Origin of the sequence: Pseudomonas extremorientalis (assembly GCF_001870465.1) — a bacterium.
Lineage (GTDB): Bacteria > Pseudomonadota > Gammaproteobacteria > Pseudomonadales > Pseudomonadaceae > Aquipseudomonas > Aquipseudomonas extremorientalis.
Genome location: NZ_MDGK01000017.1, coordinates 163,568 through 184,046, shown reverse-complemented (window position 1 = coordinate 184,046; position 20,479 = coordinate 163,568). Strand labels below are relative to the sequence as shown.

Annotated in this window: 15 protein-coding genes and 1 pseudogene; 5 read left to right on the top strand and 11 right to left on the bottom strand. The window is 60.4% G+C overall.

The annotated features are described in order from the left end of the window. Positions 1–49 precede the first annotated feature (49 nt). Positions 50–328, bottom strand: coding sequence for a hypothetical protein (locus tag BFN10_RS08315; protein ID WP_071489273.1), 279 nt, complete (start codon positions 326–328; stop codon positions 50–52). 180 nt (positions 329–508) lie between these two features. Here BFN10_RS08315 and BFN10_RS29880 point away from each other — a divergent pair, with 180 nt between their 5' ends. After that, positions 509–640, top strand: coding sequence for a hypothetical protein (locus tag BFN10_RS29880; protein WP_257102714.1), 132 nt, complete (start codon positions 509–511; stop codon positions 638–640). A gap of 180 nt (positions 641–820) precedes the next feature. On the opposite strand, the gene BFN10_RS08305 is transcribed toward BFN10_RS29880, so the two are convergent. From BFN10_RS08305 to purL, 3 genes are all read right to left on the bottom strand, one after another. Then, positions 821–1,099 (bottom strand): DUF6124 family protein, encoded by a 279-nt coding sequence (locus tag BFN10_RS08305; protein WP_071489272.1) that lies wholly within the window; start codon positions 1,097–1,099, stop codon positions 821–823. Between the two features lie 472 nt (positions 1,100–1,571). After that, positions 1,572–1,883 carry a YqfO family protein gene (locus tag BFN10_RS08300; protein ID WP_015885716.1) on the bottom strand — a complete coding sequence of 104 codons (312 nt, stop codon included), beginning with the start codon at positions 1,881–1,883 and terminating at the stop codon, positions 1,572–1,574. 4 nt (positions 1,884–1,887) lie between these two features. Beyond that, entirely contained in the window at positions 1,888–5,784 is a 3,897-nt protein-coding gene (gene purL / locus BFN10_RS08295; protein WP_071489271.1) for a phosphoribosylformylglycinamidine synthase, read from the bottom strand. 287 nt (positions 5,785–6,071) lie between these two features. Between purL and mltF the strand changes: the two genes are divergently transcribed. Beyond that, positions 6,072–7,532 (top strand): membrane-bound lytic murein transglycosylase MltF, encoded by a 1,461-nt coding sequence (gene mltF, locus BFN10_RS08290; RefSeq protein ID WP_071489270.1) that lies wholly within the window; start codon positions 6,072–6,074, stop codon positions 7,530–7,532. Between the two features lie 122 nt (positions 7,533–7,654). Here the strand turns inward: mltF and BFN10_RS08285 are convergent, their stop codons facing one another. The 5 genes from BFN10_RS08285 to treP all read right to left on the bottom strand — a co-directional run bounded on the left by BFN10_RS08285 (position 7,655) and on the right by treP (position 15,000). Further along, positions 7,655–7,933, bottom strand: coding sequence for a PTS sugar transporter subunit IIB (locus BFN10_RS08285; RefSeq protein ID WP_071489269.1), 279 nt, complete (start codon positions 7,931–7,933; stop codon positions 7,655–7,657). Positions 7,934–7,935: 2 nt separating this feature from the next. After that, on the bottom strand, positions 7,936–10,452 hold the full coding sequence (ptsP, locus tag BFN10_RS08280; RefSeq protein WP_071489268.1) for a phosphoenolpyruvate--protein phosphotransferase: 2,517 nt from the start codon (positions 10,450–10,452) through the stop codon (positions 7,936–7,938). A gap of 49 nt (positions 10,453–10,501) precedes the next feature. Further along, positions 10,502–11,722 (bottom strand): maltoporin, encoded by a 1,221-nt coding sequence (locus BFN10_RS08275; RefSeq protein ID WP_071489267.1) that lies wholly within the window; start codon positions 11,720–11,722, stop codon positions 10,502–10,504. Between the two features lie 69 nt (positions 11,723–11,791). Next, the gene (gene treC, locus BFN10_RS08270; protein WP_071489266.1) at positions 11,792–13,438 is read right to left on the bottom strand and encodes an alpha,alpha-phosphotrehalase; all 1,647 of its coding nucleotides are present in this window, start codon (positions 13,436–13,438) and stop codon (positions 11,792–11,794) included. 119 nt (positions 13,439–13,557) lie between these two features. Then, the gene (gene treP / locus BFN10_RS08265; RefSeq protein WP_071489265.1) at positions 13,558–15,000 is read right to left on the bottom strand and encodes a PTS system trehalose-specific EIIBC component; all 1,443 of its coding nucleotides are present in this window, start codon (positions 14,998–15,000) and stop codon (positions 13,558–13,560) included. A 237-nt stretch (positions 15,001–15,237) separates the two neighbouring features. Between treP and treR the strand changes: the two genes are divergently transcribed. After that, positions 15,238–15,942, top strand: a complete 705-nt coding sequence (gene treR, locus BFN10_RS08260) for a trehalose operon repressor (protein ID WP_071489264.1) — start codon at positions 15,238–15,240, stop codon at positions 15,940–15,942. Positions 15,943–15,958: 16 nt separating this feature from the next. On the opposite strand, the pseudogene BFN10_RS08255 reads toward treR, so the two are convergent. After that, a pseudogene (locus tag BFN10_RS08255) lies at positions 15,959–16,573 on the bottom strand (type II toxin-antitoxin system HipA family toxin); the annotation flags it as partial. Positions 16,574–16,598: 25 nt separating this feature from the next. Further along, entirely contained in the window at positions 16,599–16,853 is a 255-nt protein-coding gene (locus BFN10_RS08250; protein ID WP_071489263.1) for a helix-turn-helix domain-containing protein, read from the bottom strand. Between the two features lie 216 nt (positions 16,854–17,069). Here BFN10_RS08250 and BFN10_RS08245 point away from each other — a divergent pair, with 216 nt between their 5' ends. Continuing rightward, complete coding sequence (locus BFN10_RS08245) at positions 17,070–17,942, top strand: alpha/beta hydrolase (protein ID WP_071489262.1); 873 nt, start codon at positions 17,070–17,072, stop codon at positions 17,940–17,942. 215 nt (positions 17,943–18,157) lie between these two features. Beyond that, complete coding sequence (locus BFN10_RS08240) at positions 18,158–20,446, top strand: autotransporter family protein (protein WP_071489261.1); 2,289 nt, start codon at positions 18,158–18,160, stop codon at positions 20,444–20,446. Positions 20,447–20,479 lie beyond the last annotated feature (33 nt).

Below are 20,479 nucleotides of genomic sequence, written 5' to 3'. Positions count from 1 at the left end.
GAGGGAGCTTGCTCCCTCGCCACAGAGTAGGAACGATCATTAATGGCCGTCAAACTTTATTGACTTGCCACCTGTTGGACGCGTTCTGCCCATCTCGCGTAGTCACATAGAACGTATAGGACTGCTGTTGCGGTGTAGCTACAGCATGATTCCAGTCGCCCTGATTATCTGCAGTTATACGCACCTCTGGCTCACGATCATTGTGAAAAATCAAAGGTTGGTCAGGAAACAGCGCTTTCCCGTAGACAAATACCCGTGCGGCCGGTGTATCACCACCATTGGGGATGTCGACCCCCCCTCCAACCACCTTATCGATAGTAAGTGCCATGATTGCTCTCCGTTGCGATGAATGAGCACTTAGTAGAAACGGCGCTGGCGTTTTGCGTAACTGTCAGAGTTGACAGTAGACGGCTAAAAATTTCCACCCTAGTGTCAGTCGACACGGCAGAACACGGACGTTGCGGTCGCCCTGATGTTTTTTCATCGACTTGAAGAAACCGAGGCAATCATGAGCAAAGCCCTTGAGAGAAAACTGACACCGCAGCAATTGGAGCGCGTGCGCGCGGACTTCAAGCGCTACGACGCCAACGGCGATGGAGCCTTACTTCACGCCGGAGGATCTCAAGAAGTTGTTGAGTGAGGTCAACCCAGGCGGTAACAGCACCATCAGTTGGAAGGAGTTTCTGACTGACTACATTCGCGACCTGAATGCTGATAATTGAGGTGCCTGGACTGACGCCATCGCGGGCAAGCCCGCTCCCACATTGTTGATCTGTGAATACATTCAAAACGGTGGGAGCTGGCTTGCCTGCGATTGGCCTTAACTGGCAACTGGAGTGTTAAGACCAGGAATCTCATTCAAGTCCAACACCCGATCCACCATCAATTGGATACCTTCGAGCATCCGGTGAACTGCCAGTGCGATGTCTCGCTGGGCACCGTCGACTTCAAAGGCCAAATGGCCCGTCAGCGCCTGCACTGAAGCAATATCCTGGGCGGCATTGGCGAGTAGGGTTTCGCTGTCGAGGCTGAGTCGTACGCTGAAGAGTTGGTCGGTGGTTTGATAGCTGGCTGGGGGATTTGGGCTGTCTTTGATCATGGTAAACCTCTGGTGTGAAGTAAGAACTACCAGCATCACTTGCAGATGATGGGTGGCAGCTGTGTGCGGGCCTGCAAGACCGAGTCACCAGAAAACCTCGGTAGACCCGGAGGTCTCCCGCACACAGCCACCATAAATGGCGTCCATGAAAAAGCGCCGCAATTATAAAGGCGCTTACGAGTAACTGGTGATGTTTCGGCGGGCTTGCAGTCCCGATCGCTGAATTGGCAGCGACTGGCGAAGGTTAGTGAGGCGAGTTCCGAGGGACAACCTGAAAGGCTTGTCGGAAAGATCTGAGGCGCCTGTGCCGACGTCTTCGCGAGCAAGCCCGCTCCCACATTCGACTGCATTTTTTCAGGATAACCACGGCCGAATGTGGGAGCGGGCTTGCTCGCGAATGGGCCCTCACAGCCAACAAAAAACCCGCTGACCAAACTGGCCCAGCGGGTTTCTTGTTTTTGCAGCGTACGAATCAGAAATCCGCCAACTGCCACACTTCATAAGCCGGCGTCTCGTACGGATGGCTCAGCTTCAACGCGGCCACTACAGCCACAATCAACTCATCCGCCACCACCAGCTCAACCTTCCACTCTTCAACCACTTCAACCTGGCCCACCTGCCCGATAAACGGCTGACTGCCGTCCAACGCGCGGAATTGGCCCTGGCCCAGCACTTGCCAGGCGCAGCTGTCGTAGTTGCCGATGCGCCCGCCGCCAGCGGCGAAGACAGCGGTTTTCACCGTCTCCACGTGGCTGTCGGGCACGAAGAAGCTGAGCTTGTACACGGCCTCAGTTCACCCACACGCGGGCGTTGCGGAACATGCGCATCCAGGCGCCGTCTTCGTTCCACTCTTCCGGACGCCACGAGTTCTGCACGGCGCGGAATACACGCTCCGGGTGCGGCATCATGATGGTCACGCGACCGTCGCGGCTGGTAAGGCCGGTGATCCCGCGCGGCGAGCCGTTCGGGTTGGCCGGGTAGGTCTCGGTGACCTTGCCGTGGTTGTCGACGAAACGCAGGGCGACGGTGCCGGACAGGTCAGCTTCAAGCAAGGCTTCTTCACTGGCGAACTCGGCATGGCCTTCACCGTGGGCAATGGCGATCGGCATGCGCGAACCGGCCATGCCTTGCAGGAAGATCGAGTTGGACTCCTGCACCTGCACCATGGCAACACGGGCTTCGAACTGCTCGGAACGGTTGCGCACAAAGTGCGGCCAGAACTCGCTGCCCGGGATCAGTTCGCTGAGGTTGGACATCATCTGGCAACCGTTGCACACACCCAGGGTAAAGCTGTCGTTGCGCTCGAAGAAGCCCTGGAACGCATCGCGCGCACGGCTGTTGAACAGGGCCGACTTGGCCCAGCCTTCACCGGCACCCAGCACGTCGCCGTAGGAGAAACCGCCGCACGCCACCAGGCCTTTGAACTCGTTGAGGTCAACGCGACCGGCGAGGATATCGCTCATGTGCACGTCGATCGCATTGAAGCCGGCGCGATCGAACGCCGCCGCCATTTCCACCTGGCCGTTGACGCCCTGCTCACGCAGTACGGCAACCTGTGGACGAATGCCTTTCTTGATGTAAGGCGCGGCGATGTCCTGGTTGACGTCGAAGCTGAGCTTGGTGCTCAGGCCCGGATTCTCTTCTTCCAGGATCACGTCGAATTCCTGCTCGGCGCAGTCGGCGTTGTCACGCAGGCGTTGGATCTGGTAGCTGGTCTCGGCCCACTGGCGTTGCAGCAAGCGGCGCTGGCCGGCAAACACTGTGTCGCCATTGAACGAGATGTTGATCTCGCCATTGTTGATCGGCTGGCCGATCACGGCCACGCAGTCGTCCAGGCCGGCGGCGCTGAATTGGGCGAGTACGTCCGGGGTCGCGTCCTGGCGAACCTGGATCACTGCGCCCAGCTCTTCGTTGAACAGGATGCCGTTGATCTCGGACGCATCCTCGGCAACGCTGTCGAGCACGATATTCAGGCCACAGTGACCGGCGAAGGCCATCTCGACAACGCTGGTCAGCAAGCCGCCATCGGAACGGTCGTGGTAAGCCAGCAGGTGACCGTCGGCGTTGAGGCCCTGGATCACGGCAAAGAAGGCTTTGAGGTCCTCGGCGTCATCGACGTCTGGAGCCTGCTTGCCGAGCTTGCCATGGGTCTGCGCCAGGATCGACGCGCCCATGCGGTTCTGGCCACGGCCCAGGTCGATCAGGATCAGGTCGGTGGTGCCCTTGTCCATGCGCAGTTGCGGGGTCAGGGTCTGGCGGATGTCAGTGACCGGTGCAAAACCGGTGACGATCAGCGACAGCGGCGAGGTGACTGTCTTGTCGACGCCGTCTTCGTTCCAACGGGTGGCCATGGACATGGAGTCCTTGCCCACCGGAATGGTGATGCCCAGCTCAGGGCACAGTTCCATGCCGACCGCCTTGACGGTGTCGTACAGGCGCGCATCTTCACCCGGGTGGCCGGCAGCGGACATCCAGTTGGCCGACAGCTTGATATCGGACAGCTTGCCGATGCGCGACGCGGCGATGTTGGTGAGGGTTTCACCGATTGCCATGCGGCCTGACGCCGGCGCATCCAGCAGGGCCAGCGGCGTACGTTCGCCCATGGCCATGGCTTCACCGGTGTAGACGTCGAAGCTGGTGGCGGTGACGGCAACGTCAGCCACCGGCACTTGCCACGGGCCGACCATCTGGTCACGGGCCACAAGGCCGGTGATGGTGCGATCGCCGATGGTGATCAGGAAGCTCTTGCTCGCCACGGCCGGGTGGTGCAGCACGCGTTCGATGCTGTCGGCCAGTTCAAGTTGGCTTGGGTCGAAGTCATCGCCCAGCTCGGCTTCACGTACCGCCGAACGGTGCATGCGCGGGGCTTTGCCCAGCAGCACTTCAAGCGGCATGTCCACCGGGCTGTTGCCGAAGTGGCTGTCGGTGACGGTAAGCTGCGGTTCGGCAGTGGCTTCGCCGACCACGGCAAACGGGCAGCGCTCGCGTTCGCAGATGGCCTGGAAGCGCGCGAAGTCTTCTGCGCCAACCGCCAGTACGTAGCGTTCCTGGGATTCGTTGCTCCAGATTTCGTGCGGGGCCATGCCCGGCTCGTCGTTTGGAATGTTGCGCAGTTCGAAGCGGCCACCCCGGTCGCCATCGTTGACCAGTTCCGGGAAGGCATTGGACAAACCGCCCGCGCCGACGTCGTGGATGAAGCTGATCGGGTTCTTGTCACCCAACTGCCAGCAACGGTCGATGACTTCCTGGCAGCGGCGTTCCATCTCCGGGTTTTCGCGCTGTACCGAAGCGAAGTCCAGGTCTGCCGAGCTGGTGCCGGTGGCCATGGAGGACGCCGCGCCGCCGCCGAGGCCGATCAGCATCGCCGGGCCGCCGAGCACGATCAGCTTGGAGCCGACCAGGATCTCGCCTTTCTTGACGTGTTCTTCACGGATGTTGCCCATGCCGCCGGCCAACATGATCGGCTTGTGGTAGCCGCGCACTTCATCGCCACGCGGGGTGGTGATGGATTGTTCGAAGGTCCGGAAGTAACCGGTCAGCGCCGGACGCCCGAATTCGTTGTTGAACGCAGCGCCGCCCAGCGGGCCTTCGATCATGATGTCCAGCGCAGTGACGATGCGCTCAGGTTTGCCGTACGGCACTTCCCACGGCTGTTCGAAACCCGGGATCTGCAGGTTGGACACGGTGAAACCGGTGAGGCCCGCCTTGGGCTTGGCGCCACGGCCGGTGGCGCCTTCGTCGCGAATTTCGCCGCCGGAACCGGTGGCTGCGCCCGGGAACGGGGCAATCGCGGTCGGGTGGTTGTGGGTCTCGACCTTCATCAGGATGTGCACCGGCTCCTGGACCGCACCGTACTGGCGGGTCTCAGGGTCCGGGAAGAAACGGCCGGCGACGGAGCCGACGATCACCGAGGCGTTGTCCTTATAAGCAGAAAGAACTCCTTCGCTGTGCATCACGTAGGTGTTCTTGATCATGCCGAACAGGCTTTTTTCCTGGCTTTCGCCGTCGATGTCCCAACTGGCGTTGAAGATCTTGTGACGGCAGTGCTCGGAGTTGGCCTGGGCGAACATCATCAGTTCGATGTCGTGCGGGTTGCGCTTCAAGCCGTTGAAGGCGTTGACCAGGTAGTCGATCTCGTCTTCGGCCAGGGCCAGGCCCAGCTCGGTGTTGGCCTTCTCGAGGGCGGCGCGGCCACCGCCGAGCACGTCAATCGCGGTCAGCGGCTTGGGCTCGGCATGGCTGAACAGGCCGGCAGCCTGTTCCAGCTGGCTGACGATGATCTGGGTCATGCGGTCGTGCAGGCTGCTGGCGATCAGCTCGGCCTCGGCATCGCTGAACTGGCCCGCGACGTAGAAAGCGATACCACGCTCCAGACGCTGGATTTTCTCCAGGCCGCAGTTACGGGCGATATCGCTGGCCTTGCTCGACCAGGGCGAGATGGTGCCGAACCGTGGCAGCACCAGGAACAAGCGGCCATCAGGCTCTTGGACCGGAACGCTTGGGCCGTACTTCAGAAGGCGTGCGAGCACTTGCTGTTCGTCGGCGTTCAACACGCCGGTAACGTCGGCGAAGTGAGCAAATTCAGCGTACAGGCCTGTAACAGCTGGAACCTTCTGGCTCAGTTGCTCAAGGAGTTTGCTGTGGCGAAAGGCAGAAAGGGCAGGAGCGCCGCGCAGGATCAACATCTTCGGGACAGCCTCGGGAAGGGGGTGTGCTTTGAGGCCGTGCATTCTAGCGTAAACCGCCGCCAACGGCACCCGAAACGCTACCGGTGGCTGCCGCCGAACGTCAGTTGGCCGGATTACACCCCTTTCGCCGGGTCATGAGGGGCATTCGGCGCAGTTATTTTAACCGTCACAATCCCTCGCCAAGCCGCGTTTCTGCGGGTTGCAGCACAGTTTTGCCGGCGCTAGCAGACAACGTCCACGCTGTCGAGATATGGCGCCGTGGGCCGTTTGCGTATACTGCGCAGATGTTCTCCCCAACGGCTTTGCGACCGCGATGCGCCAAATGGCTCATCGCCACCGGACTCTTCCTGATGCTCAGCGCCTGTGTTGATAAACCCAGCACGCTCGAGCGAATCAAGGAGGATGGCGTCTTGCGGGTGATCACCCGGAACAGCCCGGCGACTTATTTCCAGGACCGCAACGGTGAAACCGGTTTCGAGTACGAACTGGTCAAGCGCTTCGCCGACGACCTGGGCGTGAAGCTGGAAATCGAGACCGCCGACAACCTCGACGACCTGTTCGGCCAGCTGGGCAAACCCAACGGCCCGGTCCTCGCCGCCGCCGGCCTGGTCAGCAGCGAACAGCGCAAGGCGCAGGTACGTTTCTCCCACCCTTACCTGGAAGTCACTCCGCAGATCATCTACCGCAATGGCCAGTCCCGCCCGACGAACGCGGCGGACCTGGTGGGCAAGAAGATCATGGTGCTCAAGGGCAGCACCCACGCCGAACAATTGGCGGCGCTGAAGAAGCAGAATCCTGCAATTGAATACGAAGAATCCGACGCCGTTGAGGTAGTCGACCTGCTGCGCATGGTGGACGAGGGGCAAATCGATCTGACCCTGGTGGACTCCAACGAAGTGGCGATGAACCAGGTGTACTTCCCCAACGTACGCGTGGCGTTCGACCTGGGCGACGCCAGCAACCAGAGCTGGGCTGTCGCTGCCGGTGATGACAACAGCCTGCTCAACGAGATCAACAGTTACCTGGATAAAGTCGAGAAGAACGGCACGTTGCAGCGTCTTAAAGACCGCTACTACGGGCACGTCGACGTGCTCGGCTATGTGGGTGCCTACACCTTCGCCCAACATCTGCAGCAGCGTTTACCCAAGTACGAGAAACACTTCCGCGCCTATGCCAAGGAAGAAAAGGTCGATTGGCGCCTGCTGGCCGCCATCGGCTATCAGGAATCGCTGTGGCAGCCGGCCGTCACCTCCAAGACCGGCGTGCGTGGCCTGATGATGCTGACCCAGAACACCGCCCAGGCCATGGGCGTGTCCAACCGCCTGGATCCCAAGCAAAGCATCATGGGCGGCGCCAAATACCTGGCCAAGATCAAGGATGAACTGGACGACAGCATCGCCGAACCGGATCGCACCTGGTTCGCCCTCGCCGCCTACAACGTCGGCACCGGCCACCTGGAGGATGCGCGCACGCTGGCCAAGCGCGAAGGCCTGAACCCGAACAAGTGGCTGGATGTGAAAAAGATGCTGCCGCGCCTGTCGCAGAAGCAGTGGTACAGCAAGACCCGCTACGGCTATGCGCGAGGCGGTGAGCCGGTGCACTTTGTGGCGAACATCCGGCGTTACTACGACATCCTCACCTGGGTGACCCAGCCGCAGCTGGAGGGCAACCAGGTGGTCGAAGGCAACTTGCATGTGCCGGGTATCGACAAGACCAAGCCGCCGGAAGATAACCCGCAGCTGTAAGAACACAGCAAAACCCGGTGGGAGGGGCTTGCCCCCGATAGCGGTGTGTCAGCTACAAATAAGCTGACAGATACATTGCAATCGGGGGCAAGCCCCCTCCCACATTTTGATCTCTATTTGGATTAGAGACCGGTGAGCAGATGGACTACGCCGCCCGTTAACACCATCACCCCTGCGACACCGGCCGCCTTCAACGCCACCTCATCCAACCGCCCCGCATCCTGCAACTGCACCCGCACCCGCGTCAGCGCCACACGCTGCTGCGTTTTGAGGTTGTCCGCGCCGCCCAACGCGCTGATTACTTCGGCCGGCAATAGACTCTGCGTCGGTGTTGCTACGGTCTCGGCAATCAAATCCGGCGTCAGGGCTTTCCAGAACGCCCGCTGCAATTTCTCGAACATGCTCAAAGCTCCATGACAGGTGAGGTTTCAACGGTGGCTGCGTGATATTGGCGCAAGGCCTCACGCACCTGGGCGGCTTCTTCCAGGCCCAGTACCTGGCGGGCGATGATCTGGCAGTCGGCCAGGTCCAGTTCGCGCACGGTGGCCTTGATGGTGGGGATCAACGGCACGCTGACCGACAACTCGTCCACGCCCAGTCCGATCAGCACCGGCACGGCTAGCGCTTCGGAAGCCAGCGCACCGCACACCCCCACCCACTTGCCATGGGCATGGGCGGCCTTGACCGTGGTGGCGATCAGGCGCAGCACCGCCGGGTGGAAACTATCGGCCTGGTTGGCCAGGCGCGGGTGGTCGCGGTCCATGGCCAGGGTGTATTGAGTCAGGTCGTTGGTGCCGATGGAGAAAAAGTCCACGTGGGGCGCGAACACATCCGCCATCAGCGCGGCGGACGGCACTTCTATCATGATGCCCAGCTTCGGCAGCTCGGTAAGCCCCAGCGCCAGTGCTTCCTCTTCAAGAATCCTGCGGGCCAGGTGCAGCTCCGATAGCAGGCTGACCATCGGCAACATAATGTGCAGCCGCGCAAAGCCTGCGCTGGCGAGGATCGCACGGAATTGTTCGCGCAGCAGCTCAGGACGTTCCAGGCACAGGCGGATACCGCGCAGGCCGAGGAACGGGTTGGTTTCGGCGTCCATCGGCACATAGGCCAACGGCTTGTCGCCGCCGACGTCCAGGGTGCGCACCACCAGGTTGCGCTCGGTGCCCAGGGCACGGGCGATGGCGGTGTAGGTGGCCGCTTGTTCATCGGGGCCTGGCGCGCGGTTGCGATCCAGGTAGAGGAATTCCGAGCGCAGAAGGCCGACACCTTCGCCACCCAGGGTCAGGGATTGCTCCACCTCCTGCAACGAGGCCACGTTGGCGGTGACTTCGACGTGATGGCCATCGCGGGTGGTGGCGGACAAAGACGCCTGTGCCACATCGCGCTGATGGCGGAGCGCCTGTTGCTTGCGCGCAATGTCCAGTCGCTCGATTTCGGCCAGGTCCGGCTCCAGGTGCAGCTCGCCCTTGTCGGCGTCGAGCAACACCTGTTTGCCATTGGCCAGCCCCAGCACCTCGGTTGGAACACCGCAAATGGCCGGTAGGCCGAGGGCGCGGGCAAGGATGGCGACATGGCTGGTCGCGCCGCCGCCAACGGTGACGAACCCCAGCACTTTGCGGGTATCCAGGCTGGCCGTCTGCGAAGGGGTCAATTGCTCGGCGATCAGGATCGCACGCTCCGGCAAGTCCCAGGCGTTGTCCTGAATACCCAGGATCAGTTTCAGCACACGCTTGCCGACATCGGCCAGGTCTGCCGCGCGCTCGGCGATCAGCGCGTTGCCCAGCCCCTGGAATAGCTTGGCGGTCGCGAGCGTGGCACTGTTCCAGGCAAACGCGGCGCTCTTGCCCTCCGCCAACAAACGGTGGGCTTGTTCCAGCAAGGTCGGGTCTTCGAGCAATTCCTGGTGAGCGCGGAAAATCTCGGCCTGGGCACTGCCGGCAGCCTTGTCCCGTAACGCCTGCAATGCCTCAGTGGCAGCCAGCAGGCCACGCGCCAAGGCAGCACGTTCGGTGGCTTCCCCCGTGCCTTGCTCAGTGATGGTCAGTTCAGGCTCAGTCACTTGAACAACCTGGCCAAACGCCGAACCCGGCGATGCACACACGCCCCGCAGCACGGTCGCCGACGACTGAATTTCGACGGGCTCGGCAACGCTCGCAATTACCTCGCCACAACCTTCAGCCAACAAGGCCACCAGCGCCTTGATCGCCTCTTCGGCATCTTGCCCTGCTGCGCTCACCTGCAAGCTGTCGCCCCGTACCGTTTGCAACGCCATGATTGCCACCAGCGACTTGGCGTTGGCGCTCTGGGTTTGCTTGTGCAGGTAGATGCTCGCCTTGAACCCCTTCGCCGCCTGGGCGAACACCGCCGCCGGCCGGGCATGCAAACCGTTGGCATTGGGTAAGGTCAACGGCTTGGAGAACAGCGCATCGCCCTCCTCCTCGTCCACTGCGCCAACGGCTTCACCGGGGGATAACTGCAGCAACGGCTGGCCGACGTCCACACCATCGGTGGCCAACACGCTGAACGGTTCGCCGCTGACCACCAGCATCAAGGTCAGCAGACTGCGCGCATGGAGCGCCACGTAGTCGGCATCGAATTCGATCAACGGCTGCCCGGCCTCCACCCGCTGGCCTTCCTGCACCAACCGGGTGAAGCCCTTGCCCGCCAGGTTCACGGTGTCCAGGCCAATGTGCATGAGCACCTGGACGCCGTTGTCGTCGGTGATGCTGACGGCATGACCACTGTCCTGTATATTGCTGATCGTCCCGGCCAATGGCGCGCAGAGGGTCTGCGACGTGGGGTCGATGCACAGGCCATCGCCAATCAGGCGGCTGGAGAAGACCGGGTCGGGCACCTTGTCCAGCGCCAGCAGCACACCCGACAAGGGCGCCAGTAATTCCAGGGGTTGAGTTGTGGTCATGACTTCACCTGTTGTTTTGTTCCGTAGATATCATTGAGCGGAGGAAGGGTCACTTCCACCAATACTCAACCTGCACACCAACGTTCGACCCATGCCGCGCCGTGCCATACGAGCCGGTATCGGACAACGCCGACCCCGCCGCCAATTCATTCGCTGCACGTTTAGCCGCTTCGTTCCAGGTGGCATAGGTGTAGTACAAGCGCACCTCCGGCCGCGCCCAGAAATCCGGGCCTTTGGGCGACCAGGTCGGAGCGAAGGTGAATTTGCTCAGTTTGCGCGTCCCGCCCGTCGCCTCGACCTGATCATGCCCAAGCTCGGCGACCAGTTTGAACTGATCGCTGATGGCGTACGCCGGACGCACACCGAGGGACATCCAGGTCTGGTCCTGGCTGCCCGGACGAATATCCTTCTGGTACACCGCTTCGATCTGCCCACCGAAACGCGGGGTCACCTGCCAATCGAAAAACTCCACGGCGCGGTAACTTTTGCTGCTGTTGTCCAGGAAGGTATTGCCGGTGTAACCCAGGCCGGTGCCGGGGCCTTCGCCGTACTGCAAGGCGAACTTGTTCTTGCCGCCCAGGAAAGGTTTTTGCACGTGCTGCGCGGTGAGCGCCCAACCGCTGTTGGTGTCGCGCCCGCCGGCTTTTTCGATGTAGCTCAGGCCCAGTTCCAGCTCGCCGCCGGGGTTGGTCTTGAAGCCCGCGACGTTGAAGTCGTGACGGGTGGCGTATTCCTTCTGGTACAGGTTGTCCTTGCGGGAAATGGCATAGCTGTACTTGAGGTCGCCGATCAGCACGTCCTCGATACCACCGCCCGTGGCGCTCTGGTTCCAGTAGTAGAAGTCGGAGATATGGATGTCGTTACGTTTGTAGTAACGCCGGCCGGCCCACAGCGAACCGCCATTAAGGGCTGGCAGGTTGGACCACTGCGCATACATCTGCGGCATGCGCGCGGTGCCGTTGTTTTCGCCCTGGAACTTCAGCGCGCGGTCGTACTTGTTGTAGAGCGATGCCATGGCATCGACGCTGAGCACCGAGCCGTCGTCGAAGGTGAGCAGGTCCTGGCGCAACTCCAGTTCGGCGTACTGCTCGCACTCGTTGCCCAGACGGTATTTGGTTTGCGCCCCGGGTAATTGGAAACACTGCTGTGGGCCGCTGCCCGTCGACGTCCCCGCGCCACTGCGCACGTAACCCGCAAATTCCAAGGCTTGAACGCCAAGAGGCAGGCTTAGACAAGACGCAACGAGGCCCAGCTTTATTGTTGTTTTCATAAAGCACTCCGATATTTTTATTATGTTTTTTGCAGCGCCCCGTGCTCCCACACGGGGTTACAGCGGGTCTCAGTCCTTGAGGTGCAGCACGAACGATTCGTAAGGGCGTAATGCAACCGTGCCCGTTCGCGCCGGGCAGTCGGGGTAGTTACTGATCAGCAGGCGTTGTTCAGTCGCCTGGTTGATCACGTTGTCCGGCAGTTGGATTTCACAGGGCGTGCCGTAGAAGTTGTTCAGCACCAGCAGGCGTTCGCCATGGCCTTCGCGCAGGTACGCCCAGACTTGCGAGTGGCCTTGCAGCAGCTCGCGATAAATACCTTCCTGGATCAGCGGTTCATGACGGCGCAACGCAATCAACGCGCGGTAGTGATGCAGCACGGACTCGGGGTCATCCCGTTGGCTTTCGACGTTGATGATGGAGGCATTGGCCGGAATGCCGATCCAGGGTTCACCGCTGCTGAAACCGGCATTCCTATCGGCATTCCACTGCATCGGCGTACGGCCGTTATCGCGGGACTTCTGCATGATCGCCGCCATGCTCGACGCTTCGGATTCCCCCGCATCACGCTTGAGTCGGAAGATGTTCAGGGTCTCCACATCGCGGTACTGCTCGATCCGGTCAAAGCCCGGATTGGTCATGCCCAGTTCTTCGCCCTGGTACACATACGGCGTGCCCTGGAGAAAGTGCAGCGCGGTGGCGAGCATCTTGGCCGAGACCACGCGATGTTCACCGTCATTGCCGAAACGCGAGACCACCCGCGGCTGGTCGTGGTTACACCAGAACAGCGCGTTCCAGCCGCCACCGGCCTGCATGCCCAGCTGCCAGTCAGAGAAGATCTGCTTGAGCTGCAGGAAGTCGAAGTCAGCCTTCACCCACTTCTGCAGGTTCGGGTAATCGACTTTCAGGTGATGAAAGTTGAAGGTCATCGACAGCTCTTTCGACGCGGGATTGGAGTAGCGAATGCAGTGCTCGAGGCTGGTGGACGACATCTCGCCGACATTGATCAGGTCATGCCCCTCGAAGACTTCGCGGTGCATTTCCTGCAGGTATTCATGCACGTTCGGGCCGTCGGTGTAGAAACGGCGGCCGTCGCTGGTGTCCTCGGGAAAATCGGCGGGCTTGGAGATCAGGTTGATCACATCCAGGCGGAAACCGCCCACGCCCTTGTCGCGCCAGAAGCGCATCAGCTTGAACACCTCGGCGCGCACCTTGGGGTTGTCCCAATTCAGGTCGGCCTGGGTGTGGTCGAACAGGTGCAGGAAGTACTGGCCGGTTTGCGCCTCGTACTCCCAGGCCGAGCCGCCGAACTTGGATTCCCAGTTGTTCGGCTGGTCGCGCCAGATGTAGAAGTCGCGGTACGGATTGTCCAGGCTGCTGCGTGCCTGCTGGAACCATTCGTGCTCGATGGAAGTGTGATTGACCACGATGTCGAGCATCAGCTTGATGCCGCGCTTGGCCGCTTCGCTGATCAGCAAGTCGCAGTCGGCCATGGTTCCGTAGCTGGGGTCGATGGCGTAGTAGTCGCTGATGTCGTAACCGTTGTCGCGTTGCGGCGAGCGCAGGAATGGGGTGATCCACAGGCAGTCCACACCCAGCCACTTGAGGTAGTCGAGCTTGTCCACGATGCCCAGCAGGTCACCGGTGGCGTTACCCGCGTGGCTGTGGAAGCTTTTGGGGTAGATCTGGTAGATCACCGAGTGTTGCCAGTCTTGCATGGTGGGCTCCTTCAGTTGATTGTTGTGCAGGCCTTTCGGGCCTCATCGGGGGGCAAGCCCCCTCCCACATTTGAAATGCGTTTCAATGTGGGAGGGGGCTTGTCCCCGATTGCGATGGTTCAGGCGACGCGATATCCAGGCCGAACAATTTTCATGCTCAACGCACAGGTCAGGACAAACGGCACCACGATCGCGATGACCATCCCGATCACAAAGCTGGGGATGTACTGCGGAATGATCGAAATGAATCCAGGCAAGCCACCGACGCCGATGGCCGACGCCTGCACCTTGTTCAGCGACAGGAAAATGCTGCCCAGCGCCGAGCCGAGCAGCGCGGCATAGAACGGGAACTTGAAGCGCAGGTTCACGCCAAACATCGCAGGTTCAGTGATGCCGAAGTACGCGGAAATCGCCGAGGTCGAGGCCATGCTTTTGTCCCGTGCATTACGGGTGGTGTAGAACACCGCGAGCGCGGCGCTGCCCTGGGCCAGGTTGGACATGACGATCATCGGCCAGATGAAAGTGCCTCCCTGGGTGGAGATCAGTTGCAGGTCCACGGCGAGGAACATGTGGTGCATGCCGGTGATCACCAGCGGCGCATACAGCAGGCCGAAAATCGCCCCGCCGACCATAGGCGCCAGGTCAAACAGGGTGACCACGCCTTCGGTGATCAGGATGCCGAGGTGACGGGTCACCGGGCCGATGATGGCCAGGGCCAGCACGCCGGTCACGACGATGGTGGTGATCGGCACGACCAGCAGTTGAATCGCGTTGGGCACCCGCGCCCGCAGCCATTTCTCGATGACGCTCATCACGTAGGCCGCCATCAGGATCGGCAGGATCTGCCCCTGGTAACCGACTTTTTCAATCTTGAACCAACCGAAGATATCGAAGTACGGCAGGCTCTGGCCGTCGAGACCGGCCACCGCCTTGCCGTAGTTCCAGGCGTTGAGCAGGTCCGGGTGCACCAGCATCAGGCCGAGCACGATGCCGAGGATTTCGCTGCCGCCAAACCGCTTGGCCGCCGACCAGCCCACCAGGGCCGGCAGGAACACGAACGAGGTGTTGGCCATCAGGTTGATCAGGCTCCACAGGCCATCCAGGTCCGGATAAGCCTCCAGCAGCGTCTTGCCCTCGATGAACATGCCCTTGGCGCCCATCAGGTTGTTCACGCCCATCAACAGGCCGGCGATGATCAGCGCGGGCAGGATCGGCATGAACACATCGGAGAACACCCGCACCAGGCGCTGCATGGCGTTGGTCTTGTCGGCGCCCTTCTTCTTCACGTCGGCGATGGTCGCGGCGGCGAGGCCGGTCTGTTCACGCAGGGCGGCGTAGACCTTCTCCACTTCGCCGGGGCCGATCACCACCTGGAACAGACCGCCGGTAAAGAACGAGCCCTTGACCAGATCCACCTGGTTCAGCGCGCTGCCGTTGACCAGGCTCGGGTCCTTGAGCGCCAGGCGCAGACGGGTCACACAGTGGGCAGCTTGCTCAAGGTTGTCGCTGCCCCCGAGGTTCTCGAGAATCTCGCGGGCGATATTGGAATAGTCGTGGCTCATGCTTGGTTTCCACTTTGGTTTTTTTTATTGGGGGCAGTCATTGGCAGCACGCCGAGGGCAAAAGTACTCGTCTGTACGAGTTAAAGCAACAACTCGTCTGTACGAGTTACATATTGTTTATCTTTTGTAGGACAGCGCGTCGCTGCAAGCCGCATGAACCAAGGGTCTAATGGACAAACCGCCTCTCTGCCACTAAGGTTCCTGCCTTGACCGCAACCCCGGCAAAGAGCCATCCCCATGAGCAAATACAACCAGATCTATACGGATCTGCTTGCCAGCATCACCACTGAACGCCTGCAACGCGGCACGCGCCTCCCCTCCGAAACCGAACTGATGGACAGCTACCAGGCCAGCCGAGGCACCGTGCGTCGCGCCATCGAGCAGTTGCAGGAGCGCGGGTTTGCGCAAAAGATCCACGGCAAGGGCACCTTCGTGTTGTCGCCCAACCCGATCGAGTTCCAGCTGGGCGGCATCGTCAGCTTCCACGAAACCCACGCCGACCTGGGCGACGACGTACGCACCGAAGTGGTCGAATTCACTCAGTTCCCACTGGAAGGCTCACTGCTGCAACACATCGAAGCCGAACCCGGCACCCTGATCCCCCGCATCAAACGGGTACGGCGCATCGGTGGCAAACGGGTGATCCTCGACATCAACCACTTCGTGGCCGACGTGATCCCCGGCCTGGACCGCTCGATTGCCGAGCAGTCGATCTACGCGTTTATCGAACAGACCCTGCAACTGCAAATCGCCTACGCCCAACGCACCATCGAAGCCCTGCCGCGCAGCAAGAACGACCAGACGCACCTGGACCTTGAGGGTCAGAGCCATGTGATCGTGGTGAGCAACCAGACGTTTTTGCAGGACGGGCGGCAGTTCGAGTACACCGAGTCGCGGCATACGTTGGATAAGTTTTACTTTTCGGATATTGCGCGGCGTTGAGCATGAGTCGGGAAGATCATTGCACTGCGATGCTTTTTGCCAGGCCTGCTGCCCAGGCAGCGGCCATCTTCTCTCCTACCGCCGCAAACTCTGGGTGAGTGCTTTGATACTCGGAAAGCTCTGCCATCGCCTGAGCCATTCCGTCTTGCACTCTGGCCAGCAGTTCGTTGCAACGTGCCTCGGACAAGCCGCACGAACTGCGCCCGAACTGGACCAGCATCTTGCGCTTGGGCCAGGCCTTCGAACCACCGAGCAACAAACCCATGATGTCGTTGCAGTTGTACACGGTTGTGGTCACCAGGTCGTAAGCTGGTGCCAGCCAAACGTCAGCATCCTGTGCGCAATTCTCATACAGCAAGCCGAAGTTTTTCAGGTGAGCGTCACCGTTCTGGATGCCAGCAGAAAGTGCCACCATCAAGAAGAAGTCTTCCAGCGTTCTGGTGACACGGCTGGGCGTGACAAATGACCTGATCAGCTTCGCGCATCCCTGGTAGCTTCCGTCATATTTCTTCGCGGTTCCCCATCCCGATAGAACGCACATATCCTCAAATTCGAGGTAGGCGCTTTCACTGATGTCGAACCGTTTCACCACCAGGAATTTCCCGTGTTGGCTGAGCTGGACCTCAGGCACGCCGCTTGCGCCGATATATAGCCGCTCACGTTGACTGGTCATGGATATTCTCCGATTTCAGCTCATCAAGGGTCTTGCGCCGACGCTTGGGGATGGCCGTCAACTCATATCCCAAGCCCTCAAGAATGGCTGCGACCTTGCGAATCCCCACTTCCGGGATGGTATTGTTCTCAATCCCCGAGATGGTGGCGCGACTCATGCCATGCCGTTGTGCGAGCTGGCTTTGTGAAAGGCCTGCGGCTTTGCGGAGCTGCCTAATCAATAGTCCTAAATCGTTCATGTCGACACGCATCCAATGCAATGCAAAATTGCGTAATACTGCATTAATGCATCCTATACGATGCGCTGAATTTTGAATGGTGCTTTATCCGTGCGCGGCTGGTTGGGCGCTCGCGCACCAGAAATACAAACCTGCGGCCAGAGCTGCCTTGACTCAGCCTGGAACTACGCCGCCAATGCCGACGACTCCATTGCCAATGACGCGTTATGAAACATGATGAGTAGATACTTTCCCTGTCGTCGGGCATTGGCCGGCTTATACAAAGCCTGGGTGGTGATGCTCAGCGCTCTTCTCATCGCCTGCCAATCGCCGCGCGAGGCTCTGCAACAACTGGCTGAGGAGCACCATCGACAATGGGAGGTCCTGCCGGGACAGCACTTCCCTCTCTTCATAGTTGCTCCGCACACTGCAGAAAAGATGACTCGCCTGCGTGTGTACCTGGAAGGCGATGGCCATTCATGGGCGACGGCCACTCAACCCAGCCTGGATCCGAGCCCGCACAATCTGTTGGTACCACGGCTGGCGATCAATGATCCGACACCAAATGCGTACCTGGCACGCCCCTGCCAGTTCGTCATGGTCGCTGCCTGTCAATCGGCACTCTGGACCCATCGACGATTCTCTCAGGAAGTGGTCACAAGCCTCAGCCAGGCGCTGGATCAATTAAAACAGCGCTACGGCAACAGTGAGTTCGAACTAGTCGGGTACTCAGGTGGCGCCGCTCTCGCCCTATTGTTAGCGGCGCAGCGCAATGATGTGACCCAGGTGCAAACCCTTGCAGGCAATCTCAGTCCACGCCTGTGGGCGACGATGAAAGGCCTGTCACCACTCGATGGTTCACTGGATCCGCTGGACTATCGTAGCCGACTCGCCTTGTTACCCCAGCGTCATCTCATCGGCGAAGCGGACCTGATTATTCCAAGTGGGTTGGCTGATAGGTACCAACAGGCGCTTGATTCGCCCCTCTGCGAATACATCCATGTACGGGGAGCAAGCCATGATAAGGGGTGGGAAGCGACCTGGAGCCACTGGGTTAAAACGCCATTAACCCATGGAGATCCTGAGATTGAGGGTAAACAGGCCCGCTGAACCTCCCCGTACAACTACAAAAAATCACGTCGACGTCGCATTTTTTATGCTTTTTTTCTTCACCGATCCTTTTTGTAATGAATTGTCCTACACGCATCGTGTAAATTCCCACGCGCTTGAATCAGCAATTCACTGACAAGCTGGCAGGGATGCCTAAAACAGACGCTGACGCGTGGGTTGTTCCCTGTCAGTTTCTGCCCTGTAAGGATACTGCCTTGAATATTTCCCACCTGCGCCGCTCGTTGTTGGCGCTGTCCGTCGCGACGGCTACCGCGACAGCATATGCCGTACCCGCCCCCAACTTGAACCACGATCTGAGCACAGGGGCATACAGCAGCTCCGGTGACGTATTCAATAACGCCACCTTCACCGGGACATCGCAAAACGCAGGTGTAGAGCTGACCAACGTGACCCTGACGGGCAACCTGGTCAACCAGGGCAAAATCAACCTGACGGCTGCGACCCCCACCGACTTCCCGTCCGGTATCGCCATGACCCTCAATTCCAACGTCGGTGGCGACTTGGTAAATAATGGCGATATCACGGTGAGCGGCAACGCCGGCGTCGGGCTGGACCTGTATCTGGCAAAGATCGCTGGCGGTGTGAACAACGACGGCAACATCACTGTGACAGGCGCCAATGCCGAAGGCATGCTGATCACCTCATCCCAGGCGCGCATCAATAACTCGGGCACTATCACCGCACGTGGCATCGACTCTGTGGGTATCGACATCGAGAAAGCACGCTTCACGGGTCAGATGACGAGTGGCATCTACAACAGCGGGACTATCTCCGCTGACGGGATCGGTATCCGCTTTCGCAGTCTCGATACCTCCGGCGGTTCAGACACCCTCTCCATCAGGCAGACAGGTGGCCTGATCGAAGGGGGCACCGCAGCCATTCTGGCGGACGACAATGCCCCACGCTCGTATTTCTACTGGGAGGGTGGTCAGGTCAAGGGTGACCTGCTGGGCCTGAGTGGTGTGCTGGTGCGAGGGGACGCGCTGTTCGATGGCTCGACCATCCGCGCCAGTTACGTCGATATCGGCGATGGCCGCCTGACGCTGCTTCGCCCGCAGACCACGATTGTGGGCGACCTCGACCTGGACAGCGCCACCGCGCGCCTGCGCCTGCTGCTGGACAACAACACGCAGCCCAACACGCCGATCCTGAAAGTCACCGGTAATACCTTCTTCTCTGCAGGCAGCCAGATCGAACTGCAGGCGCGCTCCGATGATTTCCGCACGTCGGCCCAGGGCACGCGCTACACCCTGATCAACTCTGGCACCTGGGAAGACCCGCAGAACCTGTCCGTGGTGTCGTCCTCGGCGCTGCTTGAAGTGAAGAGCTTCGGCATCGAAGGCCAGGACGTGAAAGCACTGGTTGCCACCCGCAGTGATGAGGTGATCACGCAAGACCTGATGAGCGCCCGTGGTTCGCGCAACGCGGTGAGCGCCATCAAGCCATTCAAGAACACGCTCATGGGCCAACTGGACGAAAGCGACCCGGTATTCCAGCAATTCGCCAACGCCTCCTCCAGCGAAGAACTGGCCAAACTGGCCGAAAGCCTGACCCCCGACGTCAGCCGTGGAGCGATCAACGCAGCCACCAGCAGCCAGAACCTGGTTGCAAGTACTATCAACCGCCGCGCCAGCAAAGCGCGTAGCGGCCTGTCCTCCGGTGACGTGCTGGCCGAACAAGGCGTATGGCTGCAAGCGCTGTCCAGCGATGCCAACCAGGACAGCCGCCACGGTATCGACGGCTATGACGCCAACACCAACGGCATCGCCGTAGGTGCCGACGGCAAGCTCAATGCCGATACCACCGTGGGCCTGGCTTACAGCTACCTGACCAGCGACGTGAAAACCGACCGGGGCAACAAAACCGACGTCAGCGGCCATGCACTGACCCTGTACGGCAACTGGGCCCGTGACAACTTCTTTGTCGACACCTCGCTGATGTACGGCTGGAACGACAACGAATCCAAGCGCTACATCGCTGGCACCCGCGCCAAGGCCGACTACGACAGTGAGATCTTCGGCGTCAACGCGCTGGCAGGCTACACGTTCCAACTCGACAAACAGTGGCTACTGGAACCACAAGTCGGTGCGCGCTATGCCAACGTATCGATTGATTCGTACCGTGAAAAAGGCAGCTCAGCCGCCCTGAACGTCGGCAGCCAGCGCTATGAAATCGGCGAAATGGGCCTGGGCGCTCGCCTGGCGGCCGCTTTTGACGTAGGCGTGGGCAGCTTTGAACCGGAAGCCAAGCTGATGGCCTGGCACGATTTCATCGGCGACAAGGCCGGCACCACCTCCACCTTTGTGCTCGGCGGCACCCCGTTCACCACCACAGGCGCAACACCGGCGCGCGACAGCTACGAGCTGGGACTGGGCGCCAACTACCGCGTGGGCGCGTGGAGCGTGGGCGGGACGTACAACTACCTGACCAGCAGCGGTTTCGACGCCGACACCTTCACTGCGAACGTGCGTTACGACTTCTGACAACGTCTTCGCCTGAAATGAAAAAACCGGCCT

Excerpts from the sequence above, each read along its gene's own strand:
- purL (WP_071489271.1), bottom strand. The coding sequence starts at position 5,784 with ATGTTGATCCTGCGCGGCGCTCCTGCCCTTTCTGCCTTTCGCCACAGC.
- BFN10_RS08275 (WP_071489267.1), bottom strand. The coding sequence starts at position 11,722 with ATGAAAACAACAATAAAGCTGGGCCTCGTTGCGTCTTGTCTAAGCCTG.
- BFN10_RS08315 (WP_071489273.1), bottom strand. The coding sequence starts at position 328 with ATGGCACTTACTATCGATAAGGTGGTTGGAGGGGGGGTCGACATCCCC.
- ptsP (WP_071489268.1), bottom strand. The coding sequence starts at position 10,452 with ATGACCACAACTCAACCCCTGGAATTACTGGCGCCCTTGTCGGGTGTG.
- BFN10_RS08285 (WP_071489269.1), bottom strand. The coding sequence starts at position 7,933 with ATGTTCGAGAAATTGCAGCGGGCGTTCTGGAAAGCCCTGACGCCGGAT.
- BFN10_RS08245 (WP_071489262.1), top strand. The coding sequence starts at position 17,070 with ATGAGTAGATACTTTCCCTGTCGTCGGGCATTGGCCGGCTTATACAAA.
- mltF (WP_071489270.1), top strand. The coding sequence starts at position 6,072 with ATGTTCTCCCCAACGGCTTTGCGACCGCGATGCGCCAAATGGCTCATC.
- treR (WP_071489264.1), top strand. The coding sequence starts at position 15,238 with ATGAGCAAATACAACCAGATCTATACGGATCTGCTTGCCAGCATCACC.
- BFN10_RS08305 (WP_071489272.1), bottom strand. The coding sequence starts at position 1,099 with ATGATCAAAGACAGCCCAAATCCCCCAGCCAGCTATCAAACCACCGAC.
- BFN10_RS29880 (WP_257102714.1), top strand. The coding sequence starts at position 509 with ATGAGCAAAGCCCTTGAGAGAAAACTGACACCGCAGCAATTGGAGCGC.
- treC (WP_071489266.1), bottom strand. The coding sequence starts at position 13,438 with ATGCAAGACTGGCAACACTCGGTGATCTACCAGATCTACCCCAAAAGC.
- BFN10_RS08250 (WP_071489263.1), bottom strand. The coding sequence starts at position 16,853 with ATGAACGATTTAGGACTATTGATTAGGCAGCTCCGCAAAGCCGCAGGC.
- treP (WP_071489265.1), bottom strand. The coding sequence starts at position 15,000 with ATGAGCCACGACTATTCCAATATCGCCCGCGAGATTCTCGAGAACCTC.